Origin of the sequence: Tessaracoccus rhinocerotis, from assembly GCF_007197885.1 — a bacterium.
Classification (GTDB): Bacteria; Actinomycetota; Actinomycetes; order Propionibacteriales; family Propionibacteriaceae; genus Arachnia; species Arachnia rhinocerotis.
In genome coordinates, this window is the sequence record NZ_VKKG01000008.1 from 26,235 (window position 1) to 40,353 (window position 14,119).

Genomic DNA, 14,119 nt, shown 5'->3' on the forward strand with positions numbered 1-14,119 from the left:
AATCGTAGTGCTTGGGCCGTCAGCGCCGAAGTTGGGGAACCCGCGCCCCGACCCGCATGTCCCAGCGTTCCTCGGGTGCCTCCTCGCCGCGGACCTGTTCGACCAGTTCGGTGATGGCGTCGAGGATGGCGACGGTGGCGGCGTCGAGGGTCTCCTTCGTCGGTTCGCCCTCGCCCGCGAAGCGGCTCAGGTCCACCGGGTCCCCGATCAACAGGCTCACGCGACGGCGTCGCAGGCTGAACAGTCGCCACCACTCGAGCCGCTTGCCGCCCAGTACCTTCTCCGCGCCGCTCTGGCCGATCGGGATGACGGGGACACCGGTCTCGAGCGCCAGCCGGGCCGCGCCCGTGCGCCCCGTCATGGGCCAGAAGTCCGGGTCGGCGGTGATCGTGCCCTCGGGGTACATGGCCACGGCCCTGCCCTGCTCGAGCGCCCGCCTGGCATGCACGAGGGAGTCCTTGGCGTTGGCGGTGTTGCGGAGCACTGGGATCTGCTCGCAGGCGCGGGCCAGCCACCCGATCACCGGCACCCTCCAGATCTCGGACTTCCCGAGGAACCGGGGCCAGCGCCCGGCCATGATCACGAACTCGCCCAGCACGAGCACGTCGAAGTTGGAGATGTGGTTGGCGACGATCAACACCCCGCCTGTGGCGGGCAGCTTGTCACGGCCGGCCCAGTTGCGGGTCACGAACAGCGGCAGCACGAGCCGCACCAGCTGCGCCAGCCCCCGGTAGACGGGGGGCGCGGGCTCGCGGTTCACACGCGCCAGTGGGAGGCGCCAGGGCTTGGTCGTCGGTGACATGGGCGTCAGCCTAGCGACCGGGATCGGGGTCCCACGCGCGCCACCCTCACGCGACCGGGTCGGTTGCGGGCATCAGGTGCCGCCGGAGGAAGGTCAGGTACAGGGCATCCATGTGTGCCCGCTGGCCGTTGTCGGCGGCTCCGCCGTGGCCGCCCTCGATGTTCTCGTGGTAGAGCGCCGGCTGGTCCGTCTCGAGCAGTTTGGCCATGAACTTGCGGGCGTGGCCGGGGTGCACCCGGTCGTCGCGCGTGGAGGTCAGGAGCAGGGTCGGGGGCAGTTGCCCGGCCACCTCGTCGAGCAGGTGGTAGGCGGAGAAGCGCTGGATGAACTCCCAGTCCTCCGACTTGTCCGGGTCACCGTACTCGCCCGTCCAGGAGGCCCCGGCCAGCAGCAGGTGGTAGCGGCGCATGTCCAGCAGCGGCACCTGGATGACCACGGCCCCGAAGAGTTCCGGGTACTGCGTGAGCATGTTCCCCGTCAGGAGGCCGCCGTTGCTCCCGCCGCGGATCCCCAGGTGCTCGGGCGACGTGATGCCCGAGGCGATGAGGTCGCGCGCGACGGCCGCGAAGTCCTCGTAGGCGCGCGGGCGGTTCTCCCGCAGCGCGGCCTGGTGCCAGGCCGGTCCGTACTCGCCGCCGCCCCGGATGTTGGCGACGACGAACGTTCCTCCGGCCTCCAGCCAGCCCTTGCCCACCGCCGGTGCGTAGCCGGGCGTCAGTGAGATCTCGAACCCGCCGTAACCGTAGAGCAGTGTTGGGCTGGTGCCGTCCCACGCCCGGTCCCGAGGCCGCACCAGGAAGTACGGCACCCTGGTCCCGTCGGCCGAGGTGGCGAAGTGCTGTTCGGTCACGTGGGTGGACGCGTCGAAGAACTCGGGCTCGCTGCGCAGGACCTCCGGGGCACCCGCCCCGGGGGCGACATCGCCCAACATCAGGGTGCTGGGGCTGAGGTAGTCGGTCACCACCAGCCACAGCTCGTCACCGGCCTCGTCGTCCACGGCTGCCGCGTGGATGCTCCCGAACTCGGGAAGGCCGCCGAAGGGGCGTGTGCTCCAGCCGTCGTCACCGTGGTGGGCGACAACCAGTTTGCTGCTGACGTCCTCCAGCACCGTCATCACGATGTGGTCGCGCGTGCAGGTGACGTCCTCGAGCGCGGTGGAGGCCGTGGGCTCGAAAAGGACGTCCAGGTTCCGCCCACCTGCGAGGAACTCGTCGAGGTCGGCCACGAGCAGCGCGCCCGCGGGATGGGTGCGGCCGCCAATGCTCCAGTCCTCGCGCAGCCCGAGCAGGAGCCACTGGCGGTGCACGTCCTTGTCCGCGGAGTCCGGGACGTCCAGGGGCACGAAGGCGCCGGACTCGTCGGCCACGTACAGGACCGAGTTTCGGCTGTCGAGGTAGTGCAACAGGAGGTCGCGCTCGAACCCCGGGGTCCGGTCGCGCATTGCGCGGATCCCGTAGCCGGCGTTGTCGGCCGGACCCTCGAAGACGACCTCCGCCTGCTCCATGGGGGTGCCGCGTCGCCAGCGCCTCGCCAGCCGCGCGTAGCCGGCCAGGTTGGTGCTGTCCGCTCCGGTGTCGGTCACGAGGTAGACCGTGTCCTCGTCGATCCAGCTCAGCTGGCCCTTGGCCTCCGGGCGCTCGAACCCGCCCTCGACGAAGGTCTTCGACTCGACGTCGAACTCGCGCGTCACGTCGGCGTCGGCGCCGCCGCGCGAGAGGGCGACGAGGCAGCGCGGCTGGTCCGGGCGGAGGAACTCCACGCCGTGCCAGACCCAGTTCTCGCCCTCGAGACGGTTGAGCTCGTCGACGTCGAGCACCGTCTCCCAGGCCGGGGAGTCCTTCCGGTACTCGGCCAGGGTGGTGCGCCGCCACAGCCCGCGGGGATGCTCGGCGTCACGCCAGAAGTTGTAGAACCACTCCCCGCGCTTGGCGAGCACGGGGATCCTGTCCTGCGAGTCGTAGATGGCCCGCAGCTCGGACTCCAGCCGACGGAACTCCTCGCTCCCGGCCAGTTCGTCCTCGGTGACGGCGTTGCGCGCCCGGACCCAGTCCAGGGCCGCCGCACCGTCCACGTCCTCCAGCCATTGGTGGGGATCAGTCACGCTCTCCTCCTCGTCGACTCCCCAAGGCTACCGACCGGCGCAGGTGCCCCCTGCCGCGCAAGCACGAAGCCGCCGCCCCTTCCGGGACGGCGGCTCCTGCGTCGTGCGGATCAGGCCATGTTGTCGGCGGTGCAGGCCGGCAGTGTCCGCGGCTTGAAGCTGGGACGCGACGCCTCGTAGGCGTCGATGTCGGCCTCGTGCTGCAGCGTGGACGAGATGTCGTCCAGGCCGTTGAGTAGGCGGTGCTTGGTGTGGGCGTCGATCTCGAAGGGGTAGCTTGCGTCCCCCACCGAGATGGTCTGCGACTCGAGGTCCACCGTCAGCTCCTGCTCGGGGCTGGTCTCCACCGCGGTCCACAGGGCTTGGATGGTGGGCTCGTCGACGGCGGCCACCAGGAGGCCGGCCTTGCCGGAGTTGCCCCGGAAGATGTCCCCGAAGCGGGTGCCGATGACCACCTTGAACCCGTAGTTCTGGAGCGCCCAGACTGCGTGTTCACGGGAGGACCCGGTGCCGAAGTCGGGGCCGGGCAGCAGGATCGTGCCGTGCTTGTAGGGCTCCTTGTTCAGCACGAAGTCGGGGTCGTTGCGCCACGCCGAGAACAGCCCGTCCTCGAACCCGGTACGCGTGATGCGCTTGAGGTACACGGCCGGGATGATCTGGTCCGTGTCCACGTTGGAGCGGCGCAGCGGGACCCCGATGCCGGTGTGTGACTTGAAGGCTTCCATGCTCAGGCTCCGATCAGGTCTGCGGGCGCGCTCAGGTGCCCGGTGATGGCGGTGGCGGCTGCGACGGCGGGCGAGACCAGGTGCGTGCGTCCGCCCTTGCCCTGCCGGCCCTCGAAGTTGCGGTTGGACGTCGAAGCAGCTCGCTCCCCCGGCTTCAGCTGGTCCGGGTTCATGCCCAGGCACATGGAGCAGCCGGCGGCGCGCCACTCGGCACCGAAGTCCAGGAAGACCTTGTCGAGGCCCTCCTCCTCGGCCTGCAGGCGCACGCGGGCCGATCCGGGCACGACGAGCATGCGCACGCCGTCGGCCACCTTCCTGCCCTGCAGGACGGAGGCCGCGAGGCGCAGGTCCTCGATCCGGCCGTTCGTGCACGAACCCAGGAAGACGGTGTCCACGGTGATGTTGCGCATCGGGGTGCCAGGCTCGAGGTCCATGTACTCCAGGGCCCGCCTGGCGGTGGCCTGCTCCACCTCGGACTCGAAGTCCTCGGGGGCCGGGACGGTGGCGCCCAGCGGAACGCCGTGGCCGGGGTTGGTGCCCCAGGTCACGAAGGGCGTCAGCTGGGTGGCGTCGATGTCCACCTCGAAGTCGAAGGTGGCGTCGTCGTCGGTGCGCAGCGTCCGCCAGTACTCGACGGCGGCGTCCCACTCCGCACCCTCGGGGGCGTGCGGGCGCCCCTTCAGGTAGGCGAAGGTGGTCTCGTCGGGAGCCATCATGCCGGCCTTGGCGCCCCACTCGATGGACATGTTGCAGATGGTCATGCGGCCCTCCATGGAGAGCTGCTCGATGGTGGAGCCGCGGTACTCGACGATGTAGCCCTGCCCCCCTCCGGTGCCCACCTTCGCGATGAGCGCCAGCACGAGGTCCTTGGCGGTCACGCCGTCGGGCAGGTCACCGTCGACGTTGACGGCCATCATCTTCGGCTTCTTCTGCGGGAGCGTCTGGGTGGCCAGCACGTGCTCGACCTCGGAGGTGCCGATGCCGAAGGCCAGCGCACCGAACGCGCCGTGGGTGGAGGTGTGGGAGTCGCCGCACACGATGGTCATGCCGGGCTGGGTCACGCCCAGCTGGGGGCCGATGATGTGCACGACGCCCTGGTCACGGTCGCCCAGCGAGTGGATCCGGATACCGAACTCCTCGGCGTTCCTGCGCAGGGTCTCGACCTGGGTGCGGGAGACGGGATCGGCGATGGGCCTGTCGATGTTCAGCGTGGGGGTGTTGTGGTCCTCGGTGGCGAGCGTGTGCTCGGGCCGACGGACCTTCCGCCCGTTCATGCGCAGCCCCTCGAAGGCCTGCGGACTGGTCACCTCGTGAACGAGGTGCAGGTCGATGTAGAGCAGGTCCGGCTCGCCGTCGACGGAGCGCACCTCGTGTGCGTCCCAGACCTTCTGCGCCAGGGTCTTACCCATGTTCCCACCCCTTGAGTGCTGTTTGGTTCGTTGTGCTGACTGAAGTGTCAGCCAACTGCGAAGAGAATACTCTTGCGTGTCCGCCATTCGAAACGCTAGTCTCGCCATATGGACAGCAGTAGTGGAGTTGGCGTACTGGACAAGGCGGCGGCCGTCCTGGCGGCGCTCGAGCAGAATCCCCTGACCCTGGCAGGTCTGGTCACGGCCACCGGTCTGGCGCGCCCGACGGCGCACAGGCTCGCGGTCGCGCTCGAGCACCACAGGTTCGTCGGGCGGGACCTGCAGGGCAGGTTCGTGCTCGGACCCCGCCTGGTGGAACTCGCCGACTCGGCCTCCGAGGATCCCTTGGTCGCCACGGCCGGCCCCATCCTCACCCGCCTGCGCGACATCACCGGGGAGTCCGCGCAGCTCTACCGCCGGCAGGGCGACATGCGCATCTGCGCCGCCGCGGTCGAGCGCCCCACTGGCCTGCGGGACACGATCCCGGTGGGGGCGCAGCTGTCCATGACCGCAGGATCGGCCGCCCAGGTGCTGCTGGCCTGGGAGGAGACCGACCGGCTCCCCAAGCTGCTCGAGCAGGCAGCCTTCACCTCGGCCTCGCTCCAGACGGTGAGGCGTCGCGGCTGGGCCCAGTCCGTCGGTGAGCGCGAGGCCGGCGTGGCGTCGGTCTCGGCACCCGTGCTCGCGCCGTCGGGACGGATCATCGCGGCCGTCAGCGTCTCCGGCCCGATCGAGCGGCTCACCCGCCAGCCGGGCAGGCTGCACGCGCCCGCCGTGATGGCTGCGGCCGAGCGCCTCAGCGAGGTCCTGCGCCGTTCCGGCAACGCCGACTGACCGGATCCCAGACCAGCCCTGGAACACCAGAACACCCCGCGATCCGGTGAGGATCGCGGGGTGTTTCGCACTGGTAGCCCCGACGGGATTCGAACCCGCGCTACCGCCTTGAGAGGGCGGCGTGCTAGGCCGCTACACAACGGGGCCAGGCGGTGAAATGCTAGTGCATCCAGATGGTTGCTGTCACATTCCGCTGGGGTACTAGGACTCGAACCTAGACTAACTGAACCAGAATCAGTCGGGCTGCCAATTACCCTATACCCCACCGTGCTCGACTGGCGAGCACGAGTGGAAACTCTACACCAAATCCTGACCGGGCAACAAACCGGACGCCGCCGCCATGGTTCAGGGGGTCGTGGTGGCCACCCGCATCCGCCTGCCCACCCACCAGGCGGCCAGCGCGAACAGAGCGAAGCCCAGCACGTCGAAGAAGGCCTTGTCCCAGCCGATGGCGCTGGTTGCCTTGGTGGCGGCCACTCCCCCGGTGAAGATTCCGTACCCGAAGGCGAAGACGTTGTTCACGACGTGCGCACCGATCGCTGCCTCTAGCCCACCCGTGCGCCACACCAGGAAGCCGACGACCAGGCCGAACGCGAACCGGTTCACGAACAGTGCCGGGTTCTGGACCCCGTGGAAGAGGGCGAACAGCAGGGCCGAGCCGACGATGCCCACCCAGGCTTGCTGGAAGGCGGTGCCGAGGGCCTGGAGGACGTAGCCCCGGAAGAAGAGTTCCTCCGCGGCGGCCTGGATCGGTGAGGTGACCAGGATGATGGCCAGGAACACCGCCCAGTTGGCCTGTGGGGCCCGGAAGGCCGGCATCTCCACGAAGGCGAAGGAGAGCCACAGCACTGCATTCAGCACGACGAGCGCGACGAGCAGGCACGCCAGCAGGTAACGCCATCGGACGCCCGGCTGCACCGAGACCAGCCAGCGCCAGCCGCGGGCGTGCAGGTACCGGGCGAGCAGCACCGAGATCACAATCAGCATCGCCAGTCCGAGGTGGGACGCGAGCAGCCCCTCGGGCAGCTCGTAGGCCAGCGCGTCGGCCTGGTACTGCTCGAAGGGCGGCCGGCCCCGCAGGAGCCACGTGAGGCGCAGGACGAGCTGCGACACCACCGGGACGAGGATCACGAACGCGAGCACGCCCAGCAGCACCCCCATAATGGGCTTGACAGGGTTCCTGACCGGTTCGGTCAGGACTAGGGGGTAGCCGAGCCCGCCGGAGGGCTCGTCGGCCTCCGGCGTGAACAGCTGCTGGCTCACTGCCCCGTGACCGGGTTGCTCAGGGTGCCCAGACCGTCGATCGAGACGTGGACGGTGTCGCCGTCGGCCATCGCGCCGACGCCGGCGGGGGTGCCGGTGAGGATGACGTCACCGGGGAGCAGGGTGGTGAAGCCGGAGATGAAGCTGACCAGTTCGGTGATGCCGCGCACCATCTGCGAGGTGCTGCCCTGCTGGCGCACCTCGTCGTTCAGGCGCGTCTCCAGGCCGAGGTCCTCCGCCTCCGCGACGGTGAGGTGGGTGTTGATCCAGGGGCCGAGGGGGCAGAAGGAGTCCGAGCCCTTGGCGCGGGACCACTGGGAGTCGGCGTGCTGCCAGTCGCGGGCCGTGACGTCGTTGGCGATGGTGTAGCCGAAGATGACCTCGGGCACGCGCTCCGGCGGCACCTCCTTGCAGAACCGGTTGATGATGATGGCGAGCTCGCCCTCGTAGTGGAGCTCGGAGACCCCGGCGGGCCGCACGATCGGGTCGTTGGGGCCGATCACCGAGGTGTTGGGCTTGAAGAACACCAGCGGGGCGCCGGCGGGCACTTCGCTGCCCATCTCGGCGGCGTGGTCGGCGTAGTTCTTGCCCACCGCCACCACCTTGCTGCGCGGGATCACCGGCGCGAGCAGCCGGACGTCGGCCAGCGCATGGCGCTCGCCGGTGTAGTTGACGGGGACACCGGCTAGCGGGTCGCCGGTGATCACCGCGATCGAGTCGGGGTTCTCCCCGCCGTCGAGGGCCAGTTCGATGATGCCGTAGGCCGGATCCTGACCGGCGGCGGCGAAACGAGCAATACGCATGGGCTACAGCGTAGTTGCTCCCGTGGCCCCGGCCGATCCCCCGTGGGCTCAGGCCGCGGTCTCGGGGCGCAGCTCCGGCTCCACGTGGGTGAAGATGCCGTAGACCAGCGCGTCGAACAGCGCCTCCCAGGACGCCTCGATGACGTTGGTGCCCACGCCGACCGTGGTCCAGGTGCTCCCCTCGTAGGAGGTGTTGATCAGGACGCGGACGGTGGCGTCGGTGCCGTGGCCCTCGTCGAGCAGGCGGACCGAGTAGTCGGTGAGCTCGAAGGACTCGACGGCGGGGTAGGCCGCGGCGATCGCCTTGCGCAGCGCGTGGTCCAATGCGTTGACCGGGCCGTTGCCCTCACCCACGACCATCTCCTGCTTGCCCTTGGCGGTGATCTTCACCGTGGCCTCGGAGATGGTCTCGCCGTGGCGCTCCTCCGTGAACACCCGCCACGAGGTGACCTGGAACGGCTGCGGCAGGAGTCCGAGCTCGTCGCGCAGCAACATCTCGAAGCTGGCGTCGCTCGACTCGTAGCTGTATCCCTCGGCCTCCTTGGCCTTGACCCGCTCAGTCACGCGCGCCGCGAGCTCGCGGTCGCTGAGGTCGAAGCCCAGCTGGTCGCCCTTGATCTGGATGTTCGCCCGCCCGGCCATGTCCGAGATCAGCATGCGCATGTCGTTGCCCACCAGGGTGGGGTCGATGTGCTGGTAGAGGTTGGCGTCCACCTTGATGGCGCTGGCGTGCAGGCCGGCCTTGTGGGCGAAGCTGCTGGCGCCGACGTAGGGCTGCCGACCCAGGAGCGGCTGGTTGGCCACCAGCGCGATCGCGTGCGAGACGCGGGTGATCTCGGCCAGGTTCGCCGGCGGCAGCAGCTCCCAGCCGAACTTGATCTGGAGGTTGGGGATGACCGCCGACAGGTCGGCGTTGCCGGTGCGCTCCCCGTAGCCGTTGAACGTGCCCTGGACGTGCATGACGCCGGCCTCGACCGCGGCCAGCGTGTTCGCCACCGCGCAGCCGGTGTCGTTGTGGCAGTGGATGCCGAGGTTGGCGCCGGTCTGCGCGGCCGCGCTCACGACGTCGCCCATCCAGCTCGGGAGCATGCCGCCGTTGGTGTCGCACAGGATGACCACCTCAGCACCCGCCTCCGAGGCCGCCCGCACGACGCTGAGGGCGTATTCCGGATTCGCGCGGTAGCCGTCGAAGAAGTGCTCGCAGTCGACGAACACGTGCTTGCCCTGCTCCCGCAGGTACGTCACGGTGTCGGTCACCATCTCGAGGTTCTCATCGAGGGTGGTGCGCAGCGCCCGCGTGACGTGCTCGTCGTGACTCTTGGCCACGATGCAGATGTAGTCGGTGCCGGCGTCCACGAGTGCCTTCGTGAGCGGGTCGGTGGCCGCGGTGGCGCCCGCCTTGCGGGTGGCGCCGAATGCCACCAGCTTCGAGTTGCGCAGTTCCAGTTCCTTCGCCTCGACGAAGAACTGCGTGTCCGCGGGGTTGGCGCCCGGCCAGCCCCCCTCGATGAAGGTCACTCCCAGCTCGTCGAGGTAGCCGGCGATTCGCAGCTTGTCCGCGACGCTGAGTCGCAACCCTTCCTGCTGCGCGCCGTCGCGCAGGCTGGTGTCAAAGATGTGGAACTCTTCGGGCACTGTCGGAGTGGTGGTCATGGCTACTTCCTGCATCCGCCGGGGGTGGTGTTCCGGAAAGCCTAACCCGGACGTCTCGCCAGTTGGGACGACGTCCACGCCCGAAACGCGCTCATGCGGCACCGATCGCTATGGTTCAGCGCATGGGAACTGAGACGAGCAAGAAGATCGCGGTCATCGGCGGCGACGGAATCGGGCCCGAAGTGACGGCCGAGGCCCTGAAGGCGCTGCGCGCCGTCGCCGGCGAGGACGCCTTCGAGTTCGTTGACTACGACCTCGGCGCCGAGCGCTGGCAGCGCACCGGCGAGGTGCTCCCGGACACCGTCCTGGAGGAGCTCAAGCACGTCGACGCGATCGTCCTCGGGGCGGTCGGCGCCGCGCCCGGGTCCAAGTCCATCCCCAGCGGCCTGCTGGAGCGTGGGCTGCTGCTGAAACTGCGCTTCGCGTTCGACCACGCGGTCAACCTGCGGCCGTCCAAGCTCTACCCCGGGGTCCCGACCCCGCTCTCCGAGGCCGTCGTCTCCAAGGGCGAGGTGGACTTCGTCGTCGTGCGCGAGGGCACCGAGGGCCTCTACTGCGGCAACGGTGGCGCCGTGCGCACCGGTACGCCGCAGGAGCTGGCAACCGAGGTGTCCGTCAACACCGCCTACGGCGTGGAGCGCGTCGTGCGCGACGCTTACGAGCGTGCCCGCGCCCGCCGCAAGGAGATCACGCTGCTGCACAAGCACAACGTGCTGGTCAACGCCGGCTCGCTGTGGAACCGCATCTTCAACGAGGTCGGCGAGGAGTACGGCGACGTCGAGCGTCGCTACCTCCACATCGACGCCGCCATGATCGCCATGGTGGTCAACCCGTCCCAGTTCGACGTCATCGTCACCGACAACCTGTTCGGCGACATCGTCACGGACCTGGCCGCCGCCGTCACCGGCGGCATCGGCCTGGCTGCCAGCGCGAACATCAACCCCTCGGGCGAGTTCCCGTCGATGTTCGAGCCCGTGCACGGGTCCGCGCCCGACATCGCGGGCCAGGGCATCGCCGATCCGACCGCAGCCATCTCCTCCATGGCGCTCCTGCTCGCCCATCTGGGGCGGGTCGACCAGGCAATCAGGATCGACGCGGCCGTCGCCGCCGACATCGCCGCCCGCGGCGCGGATGCAGGCTCCACCACGGAGATCGGCGACAGGATCGCCGCCCAGCTGGCCTGAGGTCCGGCGCCGAGCTGCGACCGCCTTCCGCGTACGACAACGGCCCCCTCCGCCCAGGCGGAGGGGGCCGTTTGTTGAAGGGCTGTCAGTCCTGCTTGACCACGTCGCCGGCGATGGTGCCGCCGGCAGCGGAGTCCACCTTGTTCCGCAGGATGTTCATGAGGTCGATCCCGGTGGTGTTCTTGATCATCTCCACCGTCTGGAGGACGTTGTCGTTGACCTGCTTCGGCAACGCGCCGGCGCCGTCGGTGGAGACCACGGTCAGCTTGTCGATGTTCGACATCGGGGCCGCGACCTCACGGGCGACCTGCGGCAGGACCTCGATGAGCATCTGCAGCACGGCGGCGTCGTTGTACTTCTCGAACGCCGCAGCGCGCTTGTCCATCGCCTCGGCCTCTGCGGAACCGACGGCCAGGACGGATGCCGCCTCGGCCTCGCCCTCGGCCCGGACGGCCTCGGCCTCTGCGATACGGCGGGCCTTCTCGGCCTCACCCCGCTTGGCACCCTCGATGGCCTCGGCCTCGGCCAGTGCGGAACGACGGGACTGCTCACCGACACCGGTGAGACGGGCCTTCTCGGCCTCGGCCTCGGCAGCGGCGATCGAGGCGGCCTTGCGGGCCTCGGCCTCGAAGATCTCGGAGTTGCGGCGGCCCTGGGCCTCGGTCTCCATCTCGTAGCGCTTCGCGTCCGCAGGCTTTCGCACCTCGGTGTCCAGCTGGCGTTCCTTGAGGGCGGCCTGCCGGACTGCAACCTTCTCCTGCTCGGCCAGGATGGCCTGGTCCTGGTCGGCCTGCGACAGCGGGCCGGCGGCCGCAGCCTTGGCGCGGGCGGCGTCGGTCTCGGCCTTGATCTCGGCCTCCTTGAGCACCAGCGCACGCTCGGCGATCGCGATCTCCTGCTCGGCGATCAGACGGGCCTGCTCGGCCTCGCGGCGGGCCTCCGCCTCGGCGACGGCGGCGGTGCGCGCGAGCTTGGCGGACTCGGGCCGGCCGAGGTCGGTGAGGTATGTGCCGTCGTCGGTAATGTCCTGGATCTGGAAGGTGTCCAGCACCAGGCCCTGGCCGGTCAGCGAAGACTCCGACTCGTCGGCGACACGCTGGGCGAAGGCCGCGCGGTCACGGATGATCTGCTCCACCGACAGCGAACCGACGATCGAGCGCAAGGAGCCCGCGAGGGTCTCCTGCGTGAAGGTCTCGATCTCGTCCTGCTGCATCAGGAAGCGTTGCGCGGCGGCCCGGATGGAGTCGACGTTGCCGCCCACCTTGACGATGGCGACGCCGTCGAGGTTCAGCTTGATGCCCTGGCCGGAGACGGCGGCGCGGATCTGGACCATGATCCGTCGCGAGGACAGGTCAAGGATGTGGAGGCGCTGGACGAAGGGGATCACGAAGACGCCGCCGCCCATGACGACCTTCTGGCCGCTCAGGTCGGTGGAGACCAGACCGGTCTCCGGGTTGGTGACGGCCTTGCCCTTCTGGCCGGTGATGATGTAGGCCTCGTTGGGGCGGGCCACCTTGTAGCGGCTGGCGATCAGCCAGACGATGAGGACGAGGAGCAGTACCGCTCCGCCGATCCCCACGAGGAGTGGAGGCAGTTCAGGCATGTGTCATTCCTGTCGTTGGTGCTGGATCCTTGAACCCGTCGGGTTCATTCCGGCTGGGCCGGAAGTTCATGGGTGGCAGTGACCTCCACTGCCGTGGGCGAGAGGATCCCGGAGACCCAGACCTCTGTCCCCGAGGCGATGGCGGTGCCGGCCCGGGCGGCGCGCTTGCGGGAACCGCCGCTGCCGTAGATGCGGACCTCGCCGTACCCGCCGGCCGGGATGTCGGTGATCACCTTCGCGGTGGAGCCGATCAGCTTGTCGGAGTGGAACGAGGCAGCGGCCTCGCTGCGCTTCAGCCAGCGGGTGAACGCCGTGGCGCCCCAGAAGGCCACTCCTCCGGCCAGCAGCCCGACGACGACTGCAAGCCAGGTGACGTCGACCAGCGCCATGGAGATGTAGCCCCCGAAGCCGAACGCCCCGGTGAAGGCGGCCAGGCCGGCCAGCGAGAAGAGGTCACCGCCGAAGGCGTCGACGTTGATCAGGCCCTCGATCAGGTCACCGAGGAGGAGTGCGGCCAGGACCACCACGATCCCGATGATCCCGATCGTCAGAAACAGCGCCACTCGTACACCCCCGATGTTGTCCCACCAGTCTAGCGTCCGAGGGGTTCGCCGGGCCCGCCCGACCCGCACATGGCAAGGGCCCCGGGACGCTGTGTCGCGTCCCGGGGCCCTCGTCGTGGGGTCAGCGTGCGGCCGAGCCCTCGACGTAGTCGTCGTCGGAGCCCTTGACCCAGCTCATCAGCTTGCGGAGCTCGCGCCCGGTGGCCTCGATCGGGTGGGCCTCGCCGGCCTCGCGGAACTTCTTGAACTCGGGTGCACCGGCGTCCTGGTCGTCGATGAAGCGCTGCGCGAAGGCACCGTTCTGGATGTCGGTGAGGACGTCCTTCATGTTGGCCTTGACCCGCTCGTCGATGACGCGCGGACCGGAGACGTAGTCGCCGAACTCGGCGGTGTCGGAGACGCTCCAGCGCTGCTTGGCAATGCCGCCCTCGTACATCAGGTCGACGATGAGCTTGAGCTCGTGCAGGCACTCGAAGTATGCGACCTCGGGCTGGTAGCCGGCCTCGACGAGGGTCTCGAACCCGGCCTGCACGAGCGCGGAGGCGCCGCCGCAGAGCACGGCCTGCTCGCCGAACAGGTCGGTCTCGGTCTCCTCGGTGAAGGTGGTCTTGATCCCGCCGGCGCGCAGCGCGCCGATGGCCTTGGCGTAGCTGAGGGCCAGCGGCCAGGCGTTGCCGGTGGCGTCGACCTCGACGGCGATGATCGCGGGGACGCCGCGACCCTCGGCGTACTCGCGACGCACCAGGTGTCCGGGGCCCTTGGGTGCGACCATGCACACGTCGACGCCCTCGGGGGCCTTGATGTAGCCGAAGCGGATGTTGAAGCCGTGGGCGAAGAAGAGGGCGTCACCGGGCGCGAGGTTGGGCTCGATGTCCTCGGCGTAGACCTTCCGCTGCACCTGGTCGGGAGCCAGGATCATGATCAGGTCCGCCTCCTCCACGGCCTCGGCCACGGGGAGCACGCGCAGGCCCTCTGCCTCGGCCTTGGCGGCGGACTTGGAGCCGGGGCGCAGGCCGACGCGGACGTCGACGCCGGAGTCACGCAGGCTGAGCGCGTGGGCGTGCCCCTGCGAGCCGTAGCCGATGACGGCGACCTGGCGACCCTGGATGATCGAGAGGTCGGCGTCGGAATCGTAGAACATCTCTGCCATTTGCTTGTCTTTCCTTCAGTGTTGAGGGG

The 14,119-nt window shown here is 69.3% G+C and carries 12 protein-coding genes and 2 tRNA genes; 2 read left to right on the forward strand and 12 right to left on the reverse strand.

Going from position 1 to position 14,119, the window contains the following annotated elements:
- Nucleotides 1-19 precede the first annotated feature (19 nt).
- From FOJ82_RS15600 to leuC, 4 genes are all read right to left on the reverse strand, one after another.
- The gene (locus FOJ82_RS15600) at nt 20-802 is read right to left on the reverse strand and encodes a lysophospholipid acyltransferase family protein (protein ID WP_143939427.1); all 783 of its coding nucleotides are present in this window, start codon (nt 800-802) and stop codon (nt 20-22) included.
- A gap of 46 nt (nt 803-848) precedes the next feature.
- Nucleotides 849-2,903 (reverse strand): prolyl oligopeptidase family serine peptidase, encoded by a 2,055-nt coding sequence (locus tag FOJ82_RS15605; RefSeq protein ID WP_143939428.1) that lies wholly within the window; start codon nt 2,901-2,903, stop codon nt 849-851.
- 110 nt (nt 2,904-3,013) lie between these two features.
- Nucleotides 3,014-3,628 carry a 3-isopropylmalate dehydratase small subunit gene (leuD, locus tag FOJ82_RS15610; RefSeq protein ID WP_143939429.1) on the reverse strand — a complete coding sequence of 205 codons (615 nt, stop codon included), beginning with the start codon at nt 3,626-3,628 and terminating at the stop codon, nt 3,014-3,016.
- Between the two features lie 2 nt (nt 3,629-3,630).
- Entirely contained in the window at nt 3,631-5,037 is a 1,407-nt protein-coding gene (gene leuC, locus FOJ82_RS15615; RefSeq protein WP_143939430.1) for a 3-isopropylmalate dehydratase large subunit, read from the reverse strand.
- Between the two features lie 108 nt (nt 5,038-5,145).
- Here leuC and FOJ82_RS15620 point away from each other — a divergent pair, with 108 nt between their 5' ends.
- Nucleotides 5,146-5,871, forward strand: coding sequence for an IclR family transcriptional regulator (locus FOJ82_RS15620; RefSeq protein ID WP_143939431.1), 726 nt, complete (start codon nt 5,146-5,148; stop codon nt 5,869-5,871).
- A 71-nt stretch (nt 5,872-5,942) separates the two neighbouring features.
- On the opposite strand, the gene FOJ82_RS15625 is transcribed toward FOJ82_RS15620, so the two are convergent.
- The 5 genes from FOJ82_RS15625 to cimA all read right to left on the reverse strand — a co-directional run bounded on the left by FOJ82_RS15625 (nt 5,943) and on the right by cimA (nt 9,590).
- Nucleotides 5,943-6,018, reverse strand: a tRNA-Glu gene (locus FOJ82_RS15625).
- 46 nt (nt 6,019-6,064) lie between these two features.
- Nucleotides 6,065-6,136 (reverse strand) — tRNA-Gln (locus FOJ82_RS15630).
- An 80-nt stretch (nt 6,137-6,216) separates the two neighbouring features.
- Nucleotides 6,217-7,134 carry a CPBP family intramembrane glutamic endopeptidase gene (locus FOJ82_RS15635; RefSeq protein WP_143939432.1) on the reverse strand — a complete coding sequence of 306 codons (918 nt, stop codon included), beginning with the start codon at nt 7,132-7,134 and terminating at the stop codon, nt 6,217-6,219.
- The gene (locus tag FOJ82_RS15640; RefSeq protein WP_143939433.1) at nt 7,131-7,937 is read right to left on the reverse strand and encodes a fumarylacetoacetate hydrolase family protein; all 807 of its coding nucleotides are present in this window, start codon (nt 7,935-7,937) and stop codon (nt 7,131-7,133) included. The genes FOJ82_RS15635 and FOJ82_RS15640 overlap by 4 nt, the downstream gene beginning before the upstream one ends.
- Before the next feature lie 48 nt (nt 7,938-7,985).
- On the reverse strand, nt 7,986-9,590 hold the full coding sequence (gene cimA, locus FOJ82_RS15645; protein WP_143939434.1) for a citramalate synthase: 1,605 nt from the start codon (nt 9,588-9,590) through the stop codon (nt 7,986-7,988).
- Nucleotides 9,591-9,712: 122 nt separating this feature from the next.
- Here cimA and FOJ82_RS15650 point away from each other — a divergent pair, with 122 nt between their 5' ends.
- Complete coding sequence (locus FOJ82_RS15650; RefSeq protein WP_246099924.1) at nt 9,713-10,774, forward strand: 3-isopropylmalate dehydrogenase; 1,062 nt, start codon at nt 9,713-9,715, stop codon at nt 10,772-10,774.
- A gap of 85 nt (nt 10,775-10,859) precedes the next feature.
- Here the strand turns inward: FOJ82_RS15650 and FOJ82_RS15655 are convergent, their stop codons facing one another.
- The 3 genes from FOJ82_RS15655 to ilvC all read right to left on the reverse strand — a co-directional run bounded on the left by FOJ82_RS15655 (nt 10,860) and on the right by ilvC (nt 14,090).
- Nucleotides 10,860-12,377, reverse strand: coding sequence for a flotillin family protein (locus tag FOJ82_RS15655; protein WP_143939436.1), 1,518 nt, complete (start codon nt 12,375-12,377; stop codon nt 10,860-10,862).
- Between the two features lie 44 nt (nt 12,378-12,421).
- A complete protein-coding gene (locus tag FOJ82_RS15660) occupies nt 12,422-12,940 on the reverse strand; it encodes an NfeD family protein (protein WP_143939437.1) in 519 nt (172 codons plus the stop codon).
- A gap of 121 nt (nt 12,941-13,061) precedes the next feature.
- A complete protein-coding gene (gene ilvC / locus FOJ82_RS15665; RefSeq protein ID WP_143939438.1) occupies nt 13,062-14,090 on the reverse strand; it encodes a ketol-acid reductoisomerase in 1,029 nt (342 codons plus the stop codon).
- Nucleotides 14,091-14,119: the final 29 nt, after the last annotated feature.

Excerpts from the sequence above, each read along its gene's own strand:
- FOJ82_RS15600 (WP_143939427.1), bottom strand. The coding sequence starts at position 802 with ATGTCACCGACGACCAAGCCCTGGCGCCTCCCACTGGCGCGTGTGAAC.
- leuD (WP_143939429.1), bottom strand. The coding sequence starts at position 3,628 with ATGGAAGCCTTCAAGTCACACACCGGCATCGGGGTCCCGCTGCGCCGC.
- leuC (WP_143939430.1), bottom strand. The coding sequence starts at position 5,037 with ATGGGTAAGACCCTGGCGCAGAAGGTCTGGGACGCACACGAGGTGCGC.
- FOJ82_RS15620 (WP_143939431.1), top strand. The coding sequence starts at position 5,146 with ATGGACAGCAGTAGTGGAGTTGGCGTACTGGACAAGGCGGCGGCCGTC.
- FOJ82_RS15640 (WP_143939433.1), bottom strand. The coding sequence starts at position 7,937 with ATGCGTATTGCTCGTTTCGCCGCCGCCGGTCAGGATCCGGCCTACGGC.
- cimA (WP_143939434.1), bottom strand. The coding sequence starts at position 9,590 with ATGACCACCACTCCGACAGTGCCCGAAGAGTTCCACATCTTTGACACC.
- FOJ82_RS15650 (WP_246099924.1), top strand. The coding sequence starts at position 9,713 with ATGGGAACTGAGACGAGCAAGAAGATCGCGGTCATCGGCGGCGACGGA.
- FOJ82_RS15655 (WP_143939436.1), bottom strand. The coding sequence starts at position 12,377 with ATGCCTGAACTGCCTCCACTCCTCGTGGGGATCGGCGGAGCGGTACTG.
- ilvC (WP_143939438.1), bottom strand. The coding sequence starts at position 14,090 with ATGGCAGAGATGTTCTACGATTCCGACGCCGACCTCTCGATCATCCAG.